Below are 19,469 nucleotides of genomic sequence, written 5' to 3'. Positions count from 1 at the left end.
CGGTATTTTTAATGTCTCACTACTCGACTTTCACAATCCAGCCTTCCGGCGCTTCGACATCGCCAAATTGAATGCCGGTGAGTTCATCGTAAAGACGTTTAGTCATTGGACCGACTTCGGTTTCTGAATAGAACACATGGAAGTCATCGCCATATTGAATGCCGCCGATAGGTGAAATAACCGCGGCGGTTCCGCAAGCGCCTGCTTCAGCGAATTTATCGAGTTCATTGATATAGACATCGCCTTCAATGGTTTCCATGCCTAAACGTTCTTTGGCTAAGTGAAGCAAGGAATATTTGGTAATACTTGGCAAAATGGAGTCTGAACGTGGTGTGATAAATTTATTATCGCGCGTAATGCCGAAGAAGTTTGCCGCGCCCACTTCTTCAATTTTGGTATGGGTTTTCGGATCAAGATAAATGGCATCGGCAAATTGGCGTTTTGCAGCAAGTTCATGTGGTAATAGGCTTGCTGCGTAGTTTCCGCCGACTTTGACGCCACCGGTGCCATGCGGTGCGGCACGGTCATAATCGGTTACCAAGAAATTAGACGGTTTCATGCCACCTTTGAAATAAGCACCAACCGGACAACAGAAGACACAGAAAAGGTATTCCAGTGCAGGGCGTACGCCGATGTTTTCACCGACACCGATAACGAATGGACGAAGATAAAGTGTAGCACCTGTGCCATAGGGAGCAACCCATTTTTCGTTGGCTTTGACCACTTCTTTACAGGCGCGAATAAATAATTCCGTTGGCACTTGTGGCATTAACAGGCGATCACAGGTGTTTTGCATACGTTTCGCGTTTTGATCCGGACGGAAAAGGTTGATGGAGCCGTCTTTGCAACGATACGCTTTTAAACCTTCGAAACATTGTTGTCCGTAATGCAGTGCTGTAGAACCTTCGTGAATATGTAATGTGCTATCTGTCGTTAATTCACCGTTGTCCCATTTGCCGTCTTTCCAACTGGCGATAAAACGATAATCTGTTTTGATATAACTGAATCCGAGATTTTTCCAATCAAGTAAGTCTGACATGCTATTTCCTTAATATATTTCGATTAAATCGTTTTTAATCTACACCATTCCATCTGGATTGAAAATATTTTCATCGTAAAAATCGCTGAATTTTTGAAATAATAACGGCGTTGTTTTTGGCGTTTTGTGAACTAGCGCAAGAAATAAACGGCTAACTATGGTAGAATTTTGCATAAAAAACACCGCTCTTTTGCGGAGCGGTGTCTGGCGAAAATGGCCGAATATACAGGAAATGAAAAGAAAGTGTAACTTTCGTTACTCACGTTTGGAAAAACCAAACAATATGCAAACACAACATCATACTTAATTGAAAATCTTAACAAAGAAGAAATCACGACTTAAGTATGGTTTCATTCTAAGTAGAATGCGCATAATGGGCAAAAGAGATTTTTTTATCAAACTGATTAAAAAAAATAATCTGATTGTTTTCTAAAAAATGAATCACTGAGAAATACTATGTATAAACGTTTGCCACCTTTAAATTCACTCAAAGCATTTGAATCTGCCGCCCGATTTTTAAGTTTCACAAAAGCGGCAGATGAATTGTTTGTGACGCAAGCGGCAATTAGCCATCAAATCAAACTGCTGGAAGATTTCTTAGGCGTTACATTATTTAAACGCAAAAATCGTGCGCTGGAATTAACGGATTTTGGCAAAGCCTATTATGCCGACATCACGAAAATCCTACACCGTTTGGTTGAGGCAACGGATAAATTGCTGGCCTTAAAAAATGATAAACATTTAACCATCAGCGTGCCGCAAACCTTCGGTATTCAATGGCTGGTACCACGTTTGAGCGAATTTAATAAATTGTATCCCGACATTGAAGTGCGCTTAAAAGGGGTCGATCAAGATGAAGGCTTGCTTAGCCAAGATATTGATGTTGCGATTTATTACGGTAAAGGCAACTGGGATAACTTACAAGTGGATCCCTTGGTGGAAGAAGATTTGCTTATTCTCGCCTCACCGAAGTTATTGGCACAAAAGCCGATTCATCAACCACAGGATTTAAAACAGCATACCTTGTTGCACATTCATACCCGCGATAATTGGCAACATATGGCGAATGCTTTGGCGTTGGAGGAATTAAATATTCAGCAAGGCCCAATCTTTAGTCATACGTTCATGGCGTTGCAAGCGGCAATTCATGAACAAGGCATCGTGCTTGCCAATCGACTTTTAGCGCAACAAGAGTTGGACAACGGCAATTTACAACCGGTATTTGATCCCCATTTGCGGGATCCGAAATCCTTTTATGTAGTTAATCATTTAGATAACAGTAATGATGAGCGCATTGTAGCGTTTCGTTCCTGGATCATTCAAACCATTAACCAAGAAGAAAATAAACAAGAAAATGAATAAGTTGGCATTATATTGTCGGATGGGATTTGAGCGCGAGTTGGCGGCAGAAATCACCGATAAAGCAGCAGAAAAAGGCGTCTTTGGCTTCGCCCGTGTCACCGAAAACAGCGGTTATGTGATTTTTGAATGTTATCAGCCCGGTGAGGCAGATTTATTGGCGCGAGAATTGCCCTTTCAACAACTGATTTTTGCGCGTCAAATGATCGTGGTTTCCGATTTGCTGACGGATTTACCGCAACAGGATCGTATTACCCCGATTCTTCAACAATATCAGCAAATTGCGGAAAGCATTCCATTAACAAACAGCAATGAATTATGGGTAGAAACTGCTGATACGAATGAAGCGAAAGAATTACTGGGATTTTGCCGTAAATTCACTGTGCCACTGCGCCAAGCGTTGAAAAAGCAAGGCTGGCTGAGTGCTAAAAATCATCTAAAGTGCGGTCTGACATTACATGTTTTTTTCTTACAAAATAATGCGTGTTATGTGGGCTACTCTTACAATCACAATCATTCTGCGCACTTAATGGGGATTCAACGTTTAAAATTCCCCGCCGATGCGCCAAGCCGTTCGACATTAAAATTGGAAGAAGCCATTTTGAATTTTATTCCGCGCCAAAAAGAAGCCGAATTACTTAACGAAACCATGTATGCCGTGGATCTTGGCGCTTGCCCGGGCGGTTGGACATATCAGTTAGTGAAACGTGGATTGTTTGTATATGCTGTCGATCACGGCAAAATGGCAGCCAGTTTGCATGATACGGGGCGTATTGAGCATTGCGCGGAAGACGGTTTTAAGTTTCAGCCGCCGAAACGACGTAAAATTGATTGGCTGGTGTGCGACATGGTGGAGCAGCCAAGCCGAATTGCCGAGTTAATGGTGAAATGGCTGTTGAACGGTTGGTGTCATAGCATGATCTTTAATTTGAAGCTGCCAATGAAAAAACGCTATGCGGAAGTACAACAATGTCTGCAATTGATTGCGGATAAATTGTCCCAACAGGGGCTAAAATTCCAGTTACAGGCAAAACACCTGTATCACGATCGGGAAGAAATCACGGTTTACTTGCGTTTACTCTAGGCATCGTGAAATCAACCTAAAAAGGTTGTTTTTATTCCGCACGTTGTGCCAATGATGTGTAAAATACTGGGACAGTTTACGCCAAAGTGCGGTTGTTTTTTTCGCTATTTATGATGGGAGACAAGTATGCGTTGTCCTTTTTGTTCGACAGAAGAAACCAAAGTGATCGACAGTCGTTTGGTTTCTGACGGTTTTCAGGTGCGTCGCCGCAGAGAGTGCGGTCAGTGTCACGAACGTTTTACGACCTTTGAAACGGCAGAATTGATTGTGCCAAAAGTGATTAAAAATAACGGCAATCGAGAGCCGTTTAATGAAGATAAATTACGTCGTGGTATTCAACATGCCTTGGAAAAACGCCCTGTGAGTGCGGACGATGTGGAAAAAGCCATTAGCCGCATTATTCATAAATTGCGTGCGACCGGTGAGCGCGAAGTGCCAAGTCAACTGGTGGGCACGTTAGTGATGGAAGAATTAAAGCATTTAGATAAAGTGGCGTATATCCGTTTTGCCTCCGTCTATTTGAGTTTTGATAATATCAACGAATTTAGCCAAGAAATCGAAAACTTAAAGGATCATTGATGAAGACACAATTCAGCCCGCAAGATGTTGCTTTTATGCAACTGGCGCTTGATTTAGCCAAACAGGGCGAATTCACCACAACGCCAAATCCCTCCGTGGGCTGCGTGTTAGTGAAAGACGGCGAGGTTGTCGGCAAAGGATTTCATGCTAAAGCCGGTGAGCCGCATGCGGAAGTGATGGCATTACGTGAAGCCGGGGAAAAGGCCCGTGGCGCAACAGCTTATGTCACCTTAGAGCCTTGTTCTCATTTTGGGCGTACGCCGCCTTGTGCGAAAGGCTTGGTTGAAGCCGGCGTGAGTAAAGTGATTGCGGCGATGTGCGATCCGAACCCACAAGTGGCGGGCAAAGGGTTACAGATTTTAAGCGATGCAGGCATTGAAAGTGCGGTGGGATTATTGGAAGAAAATGCCGAACAGCTAAACAAAGGTTTTTTAAAACGCATGCGCACCGGCAAACCTTTCGTGCAGTTAAAACTGGCCATGAGTATTGATGGCAAAACTGCCATGGCAAGTGGCGAAAGCAAATGGATTACCGGCGCACAGGCAAGGGCGGATGTACAGCAATATCGCGCCAAGGCTTCTGCGATCTTATCCACTTCACAAACGGTGCTGGCGGATGATCCCAGCTTAAATGTACGTTGGGAAGAATTACCTCCTGACGTAAAAGCCGTCTATCCACAAGAAAAATTACACCAACCGGTGCGTGTGATTTTGGATTCTGGCCACAAAGTGCGGTCGGATTTTAAGGTGTTTTTAACGGAATCACCGGTTTGGTTGGTGGGTGAAGATGATTATCCGCTTACTGGCTTTCCAGTCTTTAGTGATTACTTGCAATTAGACCGAAATCAAGGCGAAACGCGCTTGCAGGCATTGATGGCAGAGTTAGGCAAACGTCAAATTAACACCCTTTGGGTGGAAGCCGGCGCGACTTTAGCCGGTGCATTAATTGCTGAAAATCTGGTGGATGAACTGATTATTTATATGGCGCCCAAATTGTTAGGCGATCAAGCTAGAGATTTATGCCATTTGCCTAATTTAACGCAACTTGCCGATGCGCCTTTATGGCAACTACAATCTTGCGAGCCTGTTGGCGATGATCTCAAGTTAATTTATATAAGAAAATGAGGAACTGATGCTAAAGAAACTTTTTCATTCGGCGATTATCGGCTTGGCTTCTGCTGCCGTGATTTTGTATGTCATGCCTAAAATCACTGACTCTCAACATGATGTTGCTTCTTATCGGGATGCTGTGCGTATTGCCTCGCCTGCCGTGGTGAATGTTTATAATCAAGCCTTTACTTCCTCTTCCTCTCAATTCCAAGTGAATAACTTGGGGTCCGGCGTGATCATGTCAAAAGACGGTTACATTCTGACTAATAAGCACGTGATTCAAAATGCCGATCAAATTGTGGTGGCATTGCAAAACGGCAATATTTTTGATGCGGCATTGATTGGTTCGGATGCGTTAACGGATTTAGCCGTGTTAAAAATCAAAGCGGATAACTTATCCACGATTCCACAAAATCCCAATCGCCCTGTGCATGTGGGCGATGTGGCGCTGGCCATTGGTAATCCATACAATTTGGGGCAAAGTGTGTCGCAAGGGATTGTTAGTGCGGTAGGGCGTAGTGCGGTTGGTGAAGCACTGGGTCGCCAAAACTTTATCCAAACTGATGCGTCCATTAACCGAGGTAATTCCGGTGGGGCGTTAATTAATTCTGCCGGTGAGCTATTGGGTATCAGCACCTTAAGTATTGGTAAAACCGCCAATGAAATTGCGGAAGGCTTAAATTTTGCAATCCCGATTGATTTAGCCAATGATGTCATGAAAAAAATTATTCGTGATGGACGTGTCATTCGGGGGTATTTTGGCGTACAAACGGATATTTTATTTAGCAATGGGCAAGGGGCATCTTCGCAAGGTGTGCTCATCACCAGCATTATTCCGAATAGCCCGGCAGCAAAAGCCGGGTTACAGGCAGGCGATATTATTCTGAAAATCAATGAGGTCGAGGCACGTTCGCCGGCAGACATGATGAAACTTATCGCCGATATGCGCCCGAATACACAGGTTCAGGTTGAGATTTCCCGCTTGGGACAAGTGTATAAGATTCCTGTGGTTATCGAAGAATATACTTTTAATTAGTGGGTTGTGACATGGAACAAATTAAAACCAGTCATTTTTTCGCCTGTTTGGATCGCCTAAGATTGATTCAGCGCTGGTCGCTCATGCGCAATATTGAACGAGAGAATTTAGCGGAACACAGCTTGCAGGTGGCTTTTGTTGCTCATGCGTTGGCGTTAATTAAAAATCGTTTTTACGGTGCGCAACTCAACGCGGATCGCATTGCTGTCATGGCGATGTATCACGACACCTCGGAAATTTTCACCGGCGATTTGCCTACACCAATCAAATATTTCAATGAAGAGATCACGCACGCCTATAAACAAATTGAAACCGCTGCCGAGTTGCATTTAATGAGTTTACTGCCGGAAGCATTACAAGCCGATTTTTTGCCTTACTTGGATAATCAATGTTTTGCTGAGGAAGAAAAGCACATTGTGAAGCAGGCGGATTTAATTTGTGCTTATATTAAGGTAAAATTTGAGCTGGAAAACGGCAATCAGGAATTTAAATCGGCAAAAGTGCGGTTAGAAACATTGATGGATCAATGGCAAAGCCCGGAAATGGCTTATTTTTTGCAGGTGTTTGTACCGAGTTTTGGCAAATCCATTGATGAAATTGCGTTGTAAATTTGACGTATAAAAAATCTCTGCCCAAGTAAAAAGGGCGGAGATTTTTTATTACCTTGCTCGCAAAAGTGCGGTGAAAAATCACCGCACTTTTTGTCTTTAGAGATTAATAAAGCGTCGCAATAATCACTTGTTCCGGATCAACAGAAGCCCAAACGGACTGATTGATTTCCACATGTTGATCTTTGGTGAGCGTTGCACAGAACTCGATGTTCGAGTCTTCTAACACTAAAATCGCTTCACCGGCTTTACCTTTGTCAATAATGGAGGTGACCTTGGCTTTAAATTGATTTGGCAAATTCTCTTGCGGATTGGCGGTAATTTTGACCCATGGTGCTTTAAACATCACCATTACTTCTTTGTCAGATTCAAGTTTTAAACGCACCGCACTTTTTTCGGTGATAGAGACTGTCAGCGGTTTGTCAAAATCTTCTAAAAGAATGTCAACAAAACAGTGAATATCTTCAAATCTTAATGCTTGTACTTTGCCAAAAAATTGGTTTCTGGCACTGGTTTGTAAAGAAAAACGCGCCATAGCAGAGAGCAAACTGTTTAACGGCACTTTTTCATCATGCAGAATATCAAAGGCTTTTTCTTGGGTTTGTTCTAATAAGTCATAGAGTTTCAATAAGCGTTGCGCATAAACGGTTAATGCTGTTCCGCCACCATTTCGCCCACCAATATTGCGTTCTAGCAATGGTTTGGGGCTAATTTGGTTCATGGCTTCAAGGTGATCCCAAGCGCTTTTATAACTGACATTGGCATTTTTAGCCGCTTGATTGATGGAACCGCATTTTTCAATTTCTTGTAATAAACGGATGCGTTTAGGATCGGCGAAAAGGGTTTCTTTCAGTTTGATGGTGAGTAAAATTTCTGTTCCGTTCATTGTGTTCCTCAAAATTGCGCTGACGACTATATGCGGCACATCATACTATATTTCTAAAAGAATAAGAATGTTTAACCCTACCTCTGAAAGGTTAGGCCATATTTTGTTTTTTAAATAATGGGTTATACGCCTTTTATTTCTCTATTTTCGTTGTATAATTTATGCTATATATAACTTGTTAACCAACCAAAATGGAGTTTTTACTATGTTTAAATATTCAAAAATCGCAGCCGGTTTAGCCGCGGCTTGTTTAGTCTTCTCTCTTTCTGCACAAGCAAAAGTGACTGTGTTTGCTGCAGCGTCAATGACTGATTCACTAAAACAAGTGGCTGAAGATTACAAAAAAGTAAATCCAAAAGACGAAGTGGTATTTTCTTTTGCGTCCTCTTCAACTTTAGCAAAACAAATTGAAGAAGGTGCGCCTGCGGATTTATTTATTTCAGCCAGCACAAAATGGATGAAATACCTTTCTGATAAAGGCTTAACCGTTAAAGAAACTGAAAAATTATTAGTGGGTAATGAGCTGGTTTTAATCTCACAAAAAGACAGCAAATTACAAAACGTGGATGTCGCGAAAGGCGAATGGATCAAGCAATTAAAAGATGCTTATTTGTCTGTGGGTGACCCGGCACACGTACCTGCCGGTCAATATGCGGAAGAAGCGTTAACTAAATTAAACTTATGGGATCAAGTTAAAGACAAATTAGCTCGTGCGAAAGACGTACGCGCAGCATTAGCCTTAGTGGAACGTGGTGAAGCACCTTTAGGTATTGTGTACGCAACTGATGCGAAAGTGAGCAAAGAAGTGAAAGCGATTGGCGTGTTCCCACAAGATTCTTACAAACCGGCAGATTATCCGGTTGCGATTTTAAAAGATCACAACAATGCAGAAACGCAAGCATTCTTGAAATACTTAGAATCGCCCGAAGCGAAAAAAGTATTTGCTGATTACGGTTTCTCTGTAAAATAAACAGACTCGCTTTGACTCATTAAGCGTAGCCATTGTGCTACGCTTTGTTTATATAGAGAATTGAATTTTGCTTACAGAGTTTCTGGTGTTATTGGGCTTGAGCCCATTAGAAATCGATGCCATTCGCTTGAGTTTGGAAGTCTCCGTCAGTGCGATGGTATGGAGTTTACCTGTTGCTGTTTTGGTGGCATGGCTTTTGGCACGAAAAGATTTTTATGGCAAATCCATTGTGGGCGGGATTATTCACTTGCCTTTGGTGTTGCCGCCGGTCGTCATTGGTTATCTCTTACTGGTTGCCATGGGACGCAATGGCTTTATCGGTAAATATTTATATCAATGGTTTGGATTGACCTTTGGATTTAGCTGGAAAGGGGCTGTATTAGCTTCTGCGGTGGTGGCATTCCCTTTGGTCGTGCGTGCTATTCGACTTTCCCTTGAAAGTATTGATTTAAAATTGGAACAGGCCGCCAGAACTCTAGGGGCTTCTGCGTGGCGGGTGTTTTTAACCATTACATTACCGTTATCTTTACCGGGCATTCTCGCCGGAATCGTGCTCGGTTTTGCCCGCTCTTTAGGGGAATTTGGCGCGACTATCACCTTTGTTTCCAATATTGCCGGCGAAACCCAAACTATTCCCTTGGCGATGTATTCCTTTATTCAAACACCAGGGGCAGAAGAACAAGCAGCCAGATTATGTGTTTTTGCTGTGATGTTATCGCTGATTTCTTTATTGTTATCAGAATGGTTGGCAAAACGTATGCAAAAAAGATTAGGACAAAGCGATGCTGCACATTGATGTAAAAAAACAGTTAGGCACTTTATCCCTCGAAGCGCATTTAGATATTCCCTCGCAAGGCGTCACCGCACTTTTTGGTTTGTCCGGTTCGGGGAAGTCTTCTCTCATTAATCTTGTCAGCGGATTGATTAATCCGGATGAAGGCGTGATTGCGTTGAATGATCGTGAATTGTTTAATTCGGCAGAAAATGTTTGTGTGCCGATCAATCAGCGCAATATTGGCTATGTTTTTCAGGATGCCCGCTTATTTCCTCATTATACGGTGAATGGTAATTTGCGTTATGGCATGAAAAATACCAGCAAAGATGAATTTAACTATATTGTTGAGTTGCTAGGTATCGGCCATTTGTTAAAACGCTATCCGATAACCTTATCCGGTGGTGAAAAACAACGAGTTGCTATTGGGCGGGCATTATTGACGGATCCGGAAATTTTATTAATGGATGAACCGCTTTCTGCGTTAGATTTACCGCGCAAACTTGAGTTGATGAATTATCTGGAACGGCTATCGAAAGAAATTAGCATTCCGATTTTATATGTCACTCACAGTCTTGATGAATTACTGCGTTTAGCCGAGCGGGTTGTATTGCTGACTAATGGCAAAGTTGAAGCTTATGATGTGTTAGAAAATATTTGGGAAAGTCCGCTGTTTCTTCCTTGGAAGCAAGAAAACGAGCAAAGTGCGGTGCTTTCTTTGCCTGTTTTTATGCATAATCCCTCTTATAAAATGACCGCACTTTCGATTGGCGATCAGCACATTTGGATTCATCAAGTTGAGGCGCAGATCAATGACAATGTGCGAATTTGCATTCATAGTTCTGATGTGTCGATTAGTTTGAATAAAGTAGAACAATCGAGTATTCGTAACACATTGTATGGACGGATTGTTAAGATTTTAGAGCTGGAAAATCGCGTAGATTTAAAACTGGATATTGGCGGAAAACATCTTTGGGCAAGTATCAGTAAATGGTCGTTCCATGATTTAGCGTTACAACTGGGGCAATTGGTTTATGCGCAAATTAAAGCGATTTCCGTGATGTCGGCCTAAATCCACAGATAAAAAAGACCGCAAATCGTAGCGTGCAACTTGTTGCACGAAATCGTGAATACCCGAAAGGGTAAATAACGTTCCGTGCGTGGTTTGTTTGGTCGTGCATCAAGATGCACGCTACATGAATTGCGCATCGAGATTAATCATTCGTGCAACAAGTTGCACGCTACGTACGAAATCATGAATTACGCATCGGGGTTAATCATTCGTGCAACAAGTTGCACGCTACGTATGAAATCGTGAATGCCCGAAAAGGGTAAATAACGTTTCGTGCGTGGTTTGGTCGTGCAACAAGTTGCACGCTACGTACTAAATCCATAAATAAAAAAAGACCGCACTTTAGCATTCACGCATAAAGTGCGGTCTCTTTAAGAGGCGTTTTTGTTATGCCTTTTCATACAAATGCGTAATTAACTTACCGTTTAGGTATTCACCGATATAGACTTTATTCAGATCCAGTTTCTGTTCTTCCAGCTGCGCTTTCACCCAGTCTTCATCTTTGTTGATGATGTCTAAAACATCGGAGTCTAATTGCCCATCCACAATAAGCGGATAACGCAAACTTTCATCGCCATATTGAATAATGGAAAGCTGACCATTTTGCTCCAATACAGCACGTTTTACCGAGGCAATTTCATACACACCGGACGCTCTTAACTTAAACATCAGATCATTGGCGGAAATGCTATTGCGCATACATTCTGCGGTTTGCACTTTGCCGTTTAAAATCACCGAAACCGGTTTACCGTCGATGATCGACTTCACAAATTGGTTATGATTCTTAATAAACCGCAAGGTGAAAATAAGCAACGTCCAAAGTACCAAGACTAACGAAAATTGCAATACGCCGATGCTATCACTATAAATCACACCGCCGATAATACCGCCTAACACATAATTTTGCACTTGATCCATGGCGGACGTCGGCGCCAAATTGCCTTTTCCCATCAAGTTGATTTGCAGCACTAAACCAATAATGCCCATGACTAACTTAATGCCTAACAAGGTATAACCTTCCATTAATTCCCCTCCTTGTCGATAACGTTAATATTTGGGTTCACCAAATGGATCGGTAATAAATTGTAGGCGGTAAAATCATTATTGAAATGCACCTCATAATATTTATCTTGAATATTCAAAATCATCCCATTACTTAAGCTCCGGCTATTGACCCGAATCTCTTCTGCCTCCACCTGTTGTGATTCTTTCACGGAAGTTAAAAATGTTACCATGCGTGACGTATCGTTCGCATATACTTGATTTTGCTCGTATTGACTATATTGCACGCCAAACAAGAAAATGATCAAAAGTAAAAAAATGATGCTTAAATCGCGGTATTTTGTTTCTAACTGATGACGTAAATATAAGACGGTGACAAATAATAATGCGCAAAGCGCAATGAAGATGACAACATATTTCAGGTATCCCTGAAAATGCATCTGACTTTCGAAATAAAAATAAGAAAAAAAGGACATACATGATTCCAATAAAAAAATAAATGGTGAACTAAGTCACCATTTTCTTGAACTTCTTGAACTAAGTCTTAACGGCTATGCTTTTTTAGCCGATTCACACGCAGATTTAGCTTGCATTTTCATTTTACTGCTAATTTCACGACGTTGTTTAGACAATTCTGCATTACGGATAACGTAGTCATCCACCCGATTCTCGTAGTCGTCACGCATATTTTCGATAATGGCGCGAACATCTTCAATTCGCATATCATCACGGATATATTGATTTAAATTATCTAATAGCAATACACGTTTTTGGTTATCGCGAATCTTACGATTGTTATCGTCCATATCGCGCAACAGTTTATTTTTTAAGCGATACATACGCACATACTCCAAAACATCCTGAAAAGACTTGTTGACGTTTTCCATTGATTTGCTCCCTTATAGTAAAAATGAATTGGCGATAATGTAGCCTTTTTTGTGGATTTCGTCAAAAAATTCCCCGTTTTAAAAGGGGATTATTTCCCCTCCCGATAAATTCAAAAAATTTCCGTAAAAATCATTGATTAGAAAACGGTGAGGTGATAAAACTGAAATCAATTTTTCACTAAATCAGAGGAAATCCCATGGCAAATGTATTTAATTTCAGTGCCGGTCCGGCAATGATGCCCAAAGCAGTTTTAGAACAAGCACAACAAGAATTATTAAACTGGCAGGGGCAAGGCACCTCGGTCATGGAAGTGAGCCACCGCGGCAAATTGTTCATGGAATTAATCGCCCAATCCCAAGCAGATTTTCGTAAACTCTATAACATTCCTGAAAACTACCAAGTACTATTTTTACAAGGCGGCGCACGCGGTCAATTCGCCGCCATTCCAATGAATTTATTGCGTGAAAACGGCAAAGCGTTGTATTTAAACAGCGGCCACTGGTCTGCTACTGCAGCAAAAGAAGCCCGTGCTTTCGGCGAAATTGACGAAATCAACATCTTAGAACCGGGCGATGAACTCAAAGTCAAATCCCTTGATTTCAGCGACATTGCCGAACAATACGATTATGTTCACTACTGTCCGAACGAAACCATCAGTGGCGTAGAAATTTTTGATGTGCCAAACGTCGGCAACGCTGTATTGGTAGGTGACTTCTCCTCTACCATTCTTTCCCGCAAAGTAGATATCAGCAAATTCGGCTTAATTTATGCCGGGGCGCAAAAAAACCTTGGCCCGGCAGGGATCACCCTCGTTATCGTGCGTGATGATTTAATTGGCAAAGCGCGCAAAGCCACGCCATCCATTTGGAATTATGAAACGCAGAAAAACAGCGATTCTATGATCAATACGCCACCAACATTCGCTTGGTATTTATGCGCGTTAGTGTTCAAACATTTGTTGTCTATCGGCGGCTTACCGGAAATCGAACAACGCAATCAGGCAAAAGCCAACTTGCTTTACGATTATTTAGACGGTAGCGATTTCTACCAAAATAACGTGGCAAAAGCCAACCGCTCTTTAATGAACGTAACGTTCACCACGGGCAATGACGAATTGAATGCAAAATTTGTTGCCGAAGCCACGGCAGCGGGATTGCAAGCGTTAAAAGGGCACAAAGTGTTAGGCGGTATGCGCGCCTCCATTTATAACGCCATGCCGATTGAAGGCGTACAAGCATTGATTCAATTCATGCAAAAATTTGCCAAAGAAAACGCTTAGCCCTCTTAAAAGTGCGGTCGAAATTCATCGTAAAAATCCACCGCACTTTCTTTATTCTTTATGACTACTCGGAGCATCTTATGCAATATCTTGATCGTGCCAATGCGGGCGTAAAAGCGCTTTCACCTTACCAAGCCGGTAAGCCCATTGAAGAATTAGAACGCGAATTAGGCATTAAAAATATCATCAAACTCGCCTCAAACGAAAATCCGTTCGGCTTACCGCCCAGCGCCCAAAAAGCTATTCAGGCGCAATTAGACAACCTTCATCTTTACCCCGATTCCAACGGGTTTTATTTCAAACAAGCTGTCGTGGAAAAATTCGGTTTACAACCGGAACAAATCACCCTTGGCAACGGCTCCAACGATTTAATTGAACTCATCGCCCACACCTTTGCCTCCGAGCAAGACGAAGTCATTTATTCCCAATATGGCTTCATTGTTTATCCGTTGATTAGCCAAGCCTTGAATGCTAAACGGGTAGAAATTCCGGCGAAAAATTACGGCAATGATTTGACTGCTTTTCTGAAAGCGATCACGCCAAAAACAAAATTAATTTACCTCGCTAACCCAAATAACCCGACAGGTACTTTCTCAAGTGCGGTAGAAATTGCGGACTTTTTGGCCCAAGTGCCGCCACAAGTGATCGTGGCGTTGGACGAAGCTTATGTGGAATTTACTGAACCGAGCGAGCGCGTGGATTCTTTCGGTTTGTTAGCAAAATACCCGAACCTGATTGTGTGCCGAACCCTCTCCAAAGCCTATGGTTTAGCCGGTTTGCGCATTGGTTATGCGGTTTCCTCGACAGAAATTGCGGGCTTACTCAATCGTGTACGCCAACCCTTTAACTGCAACAGTCTTGCCCTGGCCGCCGCCACCGCTGCCATTCAAGACGATGAATTTGTCGCCAAAGTGGCGGAAAATAATCGAATTGGCTTGCAATTATTGCAAAACTTCTTTGATGAAAAAGGCTTGCGTTATGTGCCGTCCAAAGGCAATTTTGTGATGTTGGACTTGCAACAACCTGCCGCACCGATTTATCAAGCGCTGTTATGCAAAGGCGTAATCGTGCGTCCACTTGCCGGTTATGGTTTGCCAAACCATTTGCGCATCAGCATCGGCTTGCCGGAAGAAAATCAGCGTTTTTTAACCGCACTTAGCGACATTTTAGGCTTATAACGGACAACTTATGCAACACGCCACTTCCATTACCCTTAACCCGATCCACCATGTGGAAGGTACGATCAATCTGCCCGGCTCGAAAAGTCTGTCCAACCGTGCCTTATTATTGGCTGCGTTGGCTCAAGGCACGACTAACGTCACTAATTTATTAGACAGCGATGATATCCGCCATATGCTCAATGCCTTAAAACACCTCGGCGTGCAATATTCACTATCTGACGATAAATCCGTCTGCGAGGTACAGGGCTTAGGTGGCGCCTTTCAATGGCATGACGGCTTAGCGTTATTTTTAGGCAATGCAGGCACCGCCATGCGTCCGTTAGCAGCGGCACTTTGTTTGGCGCGCGAAGGCGCTTCTGTACAAAATGAAGTGATATTAACCGGTGAACCGCGCATGAAAGAGCGCCCGATTCAGCACTTAGTGGATGCATTGTTGCAGGCAGGCGCAGACATTCGTTATTTAGAAAACGAGGGCTATCCACCGATTGCCATTCGTAACACAGGCTTGCGTGGTAGTACGATTAAAATCGATGGCTCTATTTCATCACAATTTTTGACCGCACTTTTAATGGCCGCCCCCCTTGCGGAAGGCGACAGTGAAATTGAAATTGTTGGCGATTTGGTTTCCAAACCGTACATCGACATCACCCTTAACATGATGAAAATCTTCGGTGTGGAAGTTGAAAATCAAAACTATCAACGCTTTCTCGTGAAAGGTAAACAATCTTACCAATCCCCCGGCACCTTTTTGGTGGAAGGCGATGCCTCCTCGGCGTCCTATTTCTTGGCGGCAGGTGCAATTAAAGGCAAAGTGAAAGTCACAGGTATCGGCAAAAACAGTATTCAAGGCGACCGTTTATTTGCCGACGTATTAGAAAAAATGGGGGCAAAAATCACCTGGGGCGAGGATTTCATTGAAGCGGAACAAGCCCCCTTACACGGCGTGGATATGGACATGAACCATATTCCTGATGCGGCCATGACCATTGCCACGACTGCGTTGTTTGCCGAAGGGGAAACCGTGATTCGTAACATTTATAACTGGCGGGTGAAAGAAACGGATCGCTTAACCGCCATGGCAACCGAACTGAGAAAAGTGGGCGCTGATGTGGAAGAAGGCGAGGATTTTATTCGTATTCAACCCTTAAAATTAACAGATTTTAAGGCAGCAGAAATCGAAACCTATAACGATCACCGCATGGCAATGTGTTTCGCCTTAGTGGCATTATCCGACACGCCGATCACCATTTTGGATCCGGACTGTACGGCAAAAACGTTCCCAACATTTTTTGAGGAATTTTTAGCCATCGTTCAACACGTCCCTCAATAATATTATGCCAAGCGCCACTCAAATACACTGAGGGGCGCTTTTCTGTCTTCATTACAAGATTTAATTTAGAAGAAAGCCCTTTCCGTGCTATAATCACGCCAATTTTTTCACATTAAATTTAATGATTAGGAAGTTCTAAATGTCTGATTTCGTCCAAGATATTACGCCGGTCAGTATTGAAGAAGAGCTGAAATCTTCATACCTCGATTACGCCATGTCCGTTATTGTAGGACGTGCCTTGCCTGATGTACGTGACGGCTTAAAACCGGTACACCGCCGCGTGTTATTTGCTATGCACGAAGGGGGCAATGCCTACAATAAACCTTACCGTAAATCTGCCCGTATTGTGGGTGACGTCATCGGTAAATACCACCCACACGGTGATAGCGCGGTATATGATACCTTGGTGCGTATGGCACAACCCTTCTCCTTGCGTTATATGTTAGTGGACGGTCAAGGTAACTTCGGTTCTGTAGATGGTGATGCGCCAGCGGCAATGCGTTATACGGAAGCCCGTATGACCAAAATCGCCCACGAATTATTGGCAGATCTCGATAAAGAAACCGTCAATTTCGTGCCAAACTATGATGGTTCGGAACAAATTCCTGAAGTGTTACCAACCAAAGTCCCTGCCTTATTGGTCAACGGCTCCTCCGGGATTGCTGTCGGGATGGCGACCAATATTCCACCACACAACCTAGGCGAAGTATTAGACGGTTGCTTGGCTTATATCGAAAATAACGACATCACCATTGATGAATTGATGAGTCACATTCCCGGCCCGGATTTCCCAACAGCCGCATTGATTAATGGTCGTAAAGGTATTGAAGAAGCCTATAAGACTGGTCGTGGTAAAATTTATGTCCGCGCCCGTGCGGAAATTGAAACTGATGAAAAAGGCCGTGAAAGCATCATCGTTAACGAAATTCCGTATCAAGTTAACAAAGCCAAATTAATCGAAAAAATTGCGGAATTCGTCAAAGAGAAGAAAATTGAAGGCATTAGCGGTTTACGCGATGAATCAGATAAAGACGGTATGCGTATCGTCATTGAAATCAAGCGCGATGCTGTGGGTGAAGTGGTATTAAACAACTTGTATGCCCTCACGCAAATGCAGGTCACTTTCGGGATTAATATCGTGGCGTTAGACCATGGTCAGCCGAAACTCTTAAATTTAAAACAACTCATTGAAGCATTCGTGTTACACCGCCGCGAAGTGGTAACCCGCCGTACTATCTTTGAATTACGCAAAGCCCGTGAACGCAGCCATATTTTGGAAGGTCTTGCCATTGCGTTAGCCAATGTGGATCCAATTATTGAGCTAATTCGTCAAGCGCCAAATCCTGAAAACGCTAAACGTGAATTGCTTGCCCGTCCATGGCAACTTGGTCATGTGGCAGAGATGTTGGCAGCAACCGGTGTCGATGCTGCTCGCCCGGAAGATTTAGACGAACAATATGGTATCCGTGACGGTTTATATTATTTGACCGAAGTCCAAGCCCAAGCTATTTTAGATTTACGTTTACAAAAATTGACCAACTTAGGTCATGACGAAATCCTAGACGAATACAAAAAATTATTGGAAGCCATCGGTGAATTACTCTATATCCTACGCAGTCCTGAACGCTTAATGGAAGTAATTCGTGAAGAATTGGAACAAATCCGCGAACAATTTAACGATCCGCGCAGAACAGAAATTACGGCCGCTTCCGGCGACATTAATTTAGAAGATTTAATCGCCCAAGAAGATGTGGTGGTAACACTTTCTCACGAAGGTTACGTGAAATATCAACCGATTAGCGATTACGAAGCACAACGTCGAGGTGGCAAAGGTAAATCCGCGACAAAAATGAAAGAAGAGGATTTCATTGAGAAACTCTTGGTTGCCAATACCCATGACACCATTCTTTGTTTCTCCAGTCGTGGACGCTTATATTGGTTAAAAGTATACCAACTTCCGCAAGCCAGCCGTGGCTCGCGCGGACGACCAATCGTCAATATTTTACCGCTCAATGAAAATGAACGTATTACCGCCATTTTACCGGTGACCGCTTATGAAGAAGATAAATTCGTCGTCATGGCAACTGCCGGCGGTATTGTGAAGAAAATCGCGTTAACCGAATTCAGCCGTCCACGTTCTAGTGGTATCATCGCACTGAACTTACGCGACGAAGATGAATTGATCGGTGTAGATATTACCGACGGCAACAATGAAATCATGTTGTTCTCTTCCCAAGGTCGCGTAGTACGTTTCAGCGAATCCGCTGTGCGTGCAATGGGGCGTTTGGCGACAGGGGTACGCGGTATCAAACTCGCCTTAACCAATGATCTGAATGACGATGAAAGTGCGGTGGAAATTGAAGATGTTTCTGACGATAACACAGAAGAAACCTTAGATCTGAATATCGATAAAGTCGTTTCTTTAGTCATTCCGAAAAACGATGGCGAAATTCTGACTGCGACACAAAACGGCTACGGCAAACGGACGAAGTTAGAAGAATATCCGACCAAATCCCGTAATACCAAAGGGGTGATTTCCATTAAGGTAAGTGAACGTAATGGCAAAGTCGTTGCGGCAACCCAAGTGGTTGATACGGACCAAATCATGTTAATCACCGATGCCGGTACTCTTGTTCGTACCCGAGTCAGTGAGGTCAGTATCGTCGGACGTAACACGCAAGGTGTTCGCTTAATCCGCACAGGCGAAAATGAGCATGTTGTGAGCTTGGAACGTATCTGTGATGTCGATGACGAGGAAGGTGAACAAGAAAGTGCGGTAGAAAATACCGAAGAATAACAACACAAGATCATTTTAAGGCAGCAGTGCTTTATTGCTGCCTTAAATATTGGGGGATAAATGGATATTTATTTGGTTTATTTGCACATTATTTGTGCTTTTTTAAGCTTGGGATTATTGATTGTGCGAGGCGGAATGCAACTCACGCAGAAAAATTGGCGTGCCGTTAAACTCTTGAAAATTCTACCGCACTTAACAGATACGCTCTTAATTCTCAGCGGTATTGTCATGTTATTTCAATTCAACTTCGGCTTAGAAAGTTGGATTATGGCTAAAATTGTATTGCTTTGCGGCTACATTATTTTTTCAGCAAAATTCTTCAGCAAAAAACAATCTCAAAACCGACCGCACTTTTTCTTCTTAGCCTTTGCCGCCTTGATAGCCACCATTTTAATTGGTTATTTTCATTAAAAAATAACAATCCGCACATTTTACGTGCGGATTATTCTATCAGCATCATAGAAACAATTTTTATCCT

General features: G+C 42.9%; 20 protein-coding genes. 14 read left to right on the top strand and 6 right to left on the bottom strand.

Going from position 1 to position 19,469, the window contains the following annotated elements:
• Positions 1 to 19: 19 nt before the first annotated feature.
• Both AC30SF_RS03745 and AC30SF_RS03740 read right to left on the bottom strand, forming a co-directional pair.
• Positions 20 to 1,039, bottom strand: coding sequence for a branched-chain amino acid aminotransferase (locus AC30SF_RS03745; protein ID WP_489607600.1), 1,020 nt, complete (start codon positions 1,037 to 1,039; stop codon positions 20 to 22).
• 39 nt (positions 1,040 to 1,078) lie between these two features.
• Positions 1,079 to 1,213 (bottom strand): hypothetical protein, encoded by a 135-nt coding sequence (locus AC30SF_RS03740; protein ID WP_296027179.1) that lies wholly within the window; start codon positions 1,211 to 1,213, stop codon positions 1,079 to 1,081.
• Positions 1,214 to 1,495: 282 nt separating this feature from the next.
• Here AC30SF_RS03740 and AC30SF_RS03735 point away from each other — a divergent pair, with 282 nt between their 5' ends.
• From AC30SF_RS03735 to yfbR, 6 genes are all read left to right on the top strand, one after another.
• Complete coding sequence (locus AC30SF_RS03735; protein ID WP_489607599.1) at positions 1,496 to 2,401, top strand: transcriptional regulator GcvA; 906 nt, start codon at positions 1,496 to 1,498, stop codon at positions 2,399 to 2,401.
• Positions 2,394 to 3,482: a 23S rRNA (cytidine(2498)-2'-O)-methyltransferase RlmM gene (gene rlmM / locus AC30SF_RS03730; RefSeq protein ID WP_489607598.1), complete on the top strand. Its 1,089-nt coding sequence runs from the start codon at positions 2,394 to 2,396 to the stop codon at positions 3,480 to 3,482. The genes AC30SF_RS03735 and rlmM overlap by 8 nt, the downstream gene beginning before the upstream one ends.
• A 126-nt stretch (positions 3,483 to 3,608) precedes the next feature.
• Complete coding sequence (nrdR, locus tag AC30SF_RS03725) at positions 3,609 to 4,061, top strand: transcriptional regulator NrdR (RefSeq protein ID WP_314170931.1); 453 nt, start codon at positions 3,609 to 3,611, stop codon at positions 4,059 to 4,061.
• On the top strand, positions 4,061 to 5,185 hold the full coding sequence (gene ribD / locus AC30SF_RS03720; protein ID WP_489607597.1) for a bifunctional diaminohydroxyphosphoribosylaminopyrimidine deaminase/5-amino-6-(5-phosphoribosylamino)uracil reductase RibD: 1,125 nt from the start codon (positions 4,061 to 4,063) through the stop codon (positions 5,183 to 5,185). The genes nrdR and ribD overlap by 1 nt, the downstream gene beginning before the upstream one ends.
• Before the next feature lie 7 nt (positions 5,186 to 5,192).
• A complete protein-coding gene (degS, locus tag AC30SF_RS03715; protein WP_489607596.1) occupies positions 5,193 to 6,206 on the top strand; it encodes an outer membrane-stress sensor serine endopeptidase DegS in 1,014 nt (337 codons plus the stop codon).
• A gap of 11 nt (positions 6,207 to 6,217) precedes the next feature.
• Positions 6,218 to 6,814 carry a 5'-deoxynucleotidase gene (gene yfbR / locus AC30SF_RS03710; RefSeq protein ID WP_489607595.1) on the top strand — a complete coding sequence of 199 codons (597 nt, stop codon included), beginning with the start codon at positions 6,218 to 6,220 and terminating at the stop codon, positions 6,812 to 6,814.
• Between the two features lie 106 nt (positions 6,815 to 6,920).
• On the opposite strand, the gene AC30SF_RS03705 is transcribed toward yfbR, so the two are convergent.
• Complete coding sequence (locus AC30SF_RS03705; protein WP_489607594.1) at positions 6,921 to 7,700, bottom strand: TOBE domain-containing protein; 780 nt, start codon at positions 7,698 to 7,700, stop codon at positions 6,921 to 6,923.
• Between the two features lie 205 nt (positions 7,701 to 7,905).
• Between AC30SF_RS03705 and modA the strand changes: the two genes are divergently transcribed.
• The 3 genes from modA (at position 7,906) to modC (ending at position 10,514) form a co-directional block, all read left to right on the top strand.
• Complete coding sequence (modA, locus tag AC30SF_RS03700; protein WP_489607593.1) at positions 7,906 to 8,670, top strand: molybdate ABC transporter substrate-binding protein; 765 nt, start codon at positions 7,906 to 7,908, stop codon at positions 8,668 to 8,670.
• A 67-nt stretch (positions 8,671 to 8,737) separates the two neighbouring features.
• Positions 8,738 to 9,466 carry a molybdate ABC transporter permease subunit gene (gene modB, locus AC30SF_RS03695; protein WP_489607592.1) on the top strand — a complete coding sequence of 243 codons (729 nt, stop codon included), beginning with the start codon at positions 8,738 to 8,740 and terminating at the stop codon, positions 9,464 to 9,466.
• On the top strand, positions 9,453 to 10,514 hold the full coding sequence (gene modC, locus AC30SF_RS03690; protein ID WP_489607591.1) for a molybdenum ABC transporter ATP-binding protein ModC: 1,062 nt from the start codon (positions 9,453 to 9,455) through the stop codon (positions 10,512 to 10,514). Before modB ends, modC begins: the two co-directional genes overlap by 14 nt.
• 387 nt (positions 10,515 to 10,901) lie before the next feature.
• On the opposite strand, the gene AC30SF_RS03685 is transcribed toward modC, so the two are convergent.
• The 3 genes from AC30SF_RS03685 to AC30SF_RS03675 all read right to left on the bottom strand — a co-directional run bounded on the left by AC30SF_RS03685 (position 10,902) and on the right by AC30SF_RS03675 (position 12,403).
• Positions 10,902 to 11,537, bottom strand: a complete 636-nt coding sequence (locus AC30SF_RS03685) for a DUF421 domain-containing protein (protein WP_489607590.1) — start codon at positions 11,535 to 11,537, stop codon at positions 10,902 to 10,904.
• Positions 11,537 to 11,992, bottom strand: a complete 456-nt coding sequence (locus AC30SF_RS03680) for a DUF3290 family protein (RefSeq protein WP_314170939.1) — start codon at positions 11,990 to 11,992, stop codon at positions 11,537 to 11,539. The genes AC30SF_RS03685 and AC30SF_RS03680 overlap by 1 nt, the downstream gene beginning before the upstream one ends.
• A 75-nt stretch (positions 11,993 to 12,067) precedes the next feature.
• The gene (locus AC30SF_RS03675) at positions 12,068 to 12,403 is read right to left on the bottom strand and encodes a DUF496 family protein (RefSeq protein WP_021616916.1); all 336 of its coding nucleotides are present in this window, start codon (positions 12,401 to 12,403) and stop codon (positions 12,068 to 12,070) included.
• Positions 12,404 to 12,600: 197 nt separating this feature from the next.
• Between AC30SF_RS03675 and serC the strand changes: the two genes are divergently transcribed.
• The 5 genes from serC to AC30SF_RS03650 all read left to right on the top strand — a co-directional run bounded on the left by serC (position 12,601) and on the right by AC30SF_RS03650 (position 19,402).
• Positions 12,601 to 13,683: a 3-phosphoserine/phosphohydroxythreonine transaminase gene (serC, locus tag AC30SF_RS03670; protein ID WP_489607589.1), complete on the top strand. Its 1,083-nt coding sequence runs from the start codon at positions 12,601 to 12,603 to the stop codon at positions 13,681 to 13,683.
• An 80-nt stretch (positions 13,684 to 13,763) separates the two neighbouring features.
• Entirely contained in the window at positions 13,764 to 14,861 is a 1,098-nt protein-coding gene (gene hisC / locus AC30SF_RS03665) for a histidinol-phosphate transaminase (RefSeq protein ID WP_489607588.1), read from the top strand.
• Positions 14,862 to 14,871: 10 nt separating this feature from the next.
• Entirely contained in the window at positions 14,872 to 16,194 is a 1,323-nt protein-coding gene (gene aroA / locus AC30SF_RS03660; RefSeq protein ID WP_489607587.1) for a 3-phosphoshikimate 1-carboxyvinyltransferase, read from the top strand.
• A gap of 139 nt (positions 16,195 to 16,333) precedes the next feature.
• Positions 16,334 to 18,991, top strand: coding sequence for a DNA topoisomerase (ATP-hydrolyzing) subunit A (gyrA, locus tag AC30SF_RS03655; RefSeq protein ID WP_489607586.1), 2,658 nt, complete (start codon positions 16,334 to 16,336; stop codon positions 18,989 to 18,991).
• Positions 18,992 to 19,051: 60 nt separating this feature from the next.
• Complete coding sequence (locus AC30SF_RS03650; RefSeq protein WP_489607585.1) at positions 19,052 to 19,402, top strand: SirB2 family protein; 351 nt, start codon at positions 19,052 to 19,054, stop codon at positions 19,400 to 19,402.
• Positions 19,403 to 19,469 lie beyond the last annotated feature (67 nt).

Source organism: Aggregatibacter valvarum, from assembly GCF_980468985.1.
The sequence above is the reverse complement of the archived record's forward strand: the minus strand, read 5'-3'. Positions and strand labels throughout refer to the sequence as shown.

Bases quoted from the DNA above. Each gene is read 5' to 3' on its own strand.
- AC30SF_RS03685 (WP_489607590.1), bottom strand. From the start codon at position 11,537: ATGGAAGGTTATACCTTGTTAGGCATTAAGTTAGTCATGGGCATTATT.
- ribD (WP_489607597.1), top strand. From the start codon at position 4,061: ATGAAGACACAATTCAGCCCGCAAGATGTTGCTTTTATGCAACTGGCG.
- AC30SF_RS03675 (WP_021616916.1), bottom strand. From the start codon at position 12,403: ATGGAAAACGTCAACAAGTCTTTTCAGGATGTTTTGGAGTATGTGCGT.
- AC30SF_RS03745 (WP_489607600.1), bottom strand. From the start codon at position 1,039: ATGTCAGACTTACTTGATTGGAAAAATCTCGGATTCAGTTATATCAAA.
- degS (WP_489607596.1), top strand. From the start codon at position 5,193: ATGCTAAAGAAACTTTTTCATTCGGCGATTATCGGCTTGGCTTCTGCT.
- serC (WP_489607589.1), top strand. From the start codon at position 12,601: ATGGCAAATGTATTTAATTTCAGTGCCGGTCCGGCAATGATGCCCAAA.
- AC30SF_RS03735 (WP_489607599.1), top strand. From the start codon at position 1,496: ATGTATAAACGTTTGCCACCTTTAAATTCACTCAAAGCATTTGAATCT.
- modA (WP_489607593.1), top strand. From the start codon at position 7,906: ATGTTTAAATATTCAAAAATCGCAGCCGGTTTAGCCGCGGCTTGTTTA.
- AC30SF_RS03680 (WP_314170939.1), bottom strand. From the start codon at position 11,992: ATGTCCTTTTTTTCTTATTTTTATTTCGAAAGTCAGATGCATTTTCAG.
- AC30SF_RS03650 (WP_489607585.1), top strand. From the start codon at position 19,052: ATGGATATTTATTTGGTTTATTTGCACATTATTTGTGCTTTTTTAAGC.
- nrdR (WP_314170931.1), top strand. From the start codon at position 3,609: ATGCGTTGTCCTTTTTGTTCGACAGAAGAAACCAAAGTGATCGACAGT.
- aroA (WP_489607587.1), top strand. From the start codon at position 14,872: ATGCAACACGCCACTTCCATTACCCTTAACCCGATCCACCATGTGGAA.
- modC (WP_489607591.1), top strand. From the start codon at position 9,453: ATGCTGCACATTGATGTAAAAAAACAGTTAGGCACTTTATCCCTCGAA.
- rlmM (WP_489607598.1), top strand. From the start codon at position 2,394: ATGAATAAGTTGGCATTATATTGTCGGATGGGATTTGAGCGCGAGTTG.
- yfbR (WP_489607595.1), top strand. From the start codon at position 6,218: ATGGAACAAATTAAAACCAGTCATTTTTTCGCCTGTTTGGATCGCCTA.
- AC30SF_RS03740 (WP_296027179.1), bottom strand. From the start codon at position 1,213: ATGCAAAATTCTACCATAGTTAGCCGTTTATTTCTTGCGCTAGTTCAC.
- hisC (WP_489607588.1), top strand. From the start codon at position 13,764: ATGCAATATCTTGATCGTGCCAATGCGGGCGTAAAAGCGCTTTCACCT.
- AC30SF_RS03705 (WP_489607594.1), bottom strand. From the start codon at position 7,700: ATGAACGGAACAGAAATTTTACTCACCATCAAACTGAAAGAAACCCTT.
- gyrA (WP_489607586.1), top strand. From the start codon at position 16,334: ATGTCTGATTTCGTCCAAGATATTACGCCGGTCAGTATTGAAGAAGAG.